This is a genomic window from Vibrio sp. 1078-1, from assembly GCF_033340475.1.
This window is the reverse complement of record NZ_JAWOWM010000558.1, coordinates 1-608: the sequence shown is the minus strand read 5'-3', so window position 1 is coordinate 608 and position 608 is coordinate 1. Positions and strand designations below refer to the sequence as shown.

The window sequence follows — 608 nt, the reverse complement described above, 5'->3', positions numbered from 1 at the left end:
AATGACTTTTCTGGAACTGCATCAAGGAAATGCAACTCAGATAAACGATAGCCACAACACGCCGCCGCAAGCATGGGCTCCACCAGCTCTTCACGATGCAACTCGGGTGGCGTGACCAACTCTAATGGAGCATGTTCGCCAAATAAACGGATACAGGAGCCTTCTGCTACGCGCCCTGCACGCCCCATTCGCTGTGCTGCACTGGCTTTTGAAATGTTGGTTAATGTGAGAGCAGTACGTCCGTTGCGCTGAACCGTTCTTCGCTCCAAACCGCTATCAATCACAACGCGGATGTTAGGAATGGTAAGCGACGTTTCCGCGACATTGGTTGCCAGCACCACTTTGCGCTGCGCTTGAACAGTTAAAGCTCGATGTCGCTCTTCATCACTGACCGAGGCATGAAGTTTCACCACCAGCACATCATCCAAGTGCTGTAACATCTGCGCGCACTGAGCGATCTCTTTTCGACCTGGTAAGAACACCAAGATATCGCCTTCCTCATCTTCAAGGGCTTCTTTTACTGTTTTCACCACGTCATTTTCACACCCTTTTTTATTGGGCAGATGACGACTGTCTATTACTCGATGAGTCACCGAGACAGGAAAACA

The 608-nt window shown here is 50.0% G+C and carries 1 protein-coding gene; it reads right to left on the bottom strand.

Annotated features, from left to right (window positions below):
- Window positions 1-608, bottom strand: a 608-nt coding sequence (locus tag R7190_RS28770; RefSeq protein WP_318138049.1) for a helicase-related protein, incomplete at both ends; no start/stop codon positions are given.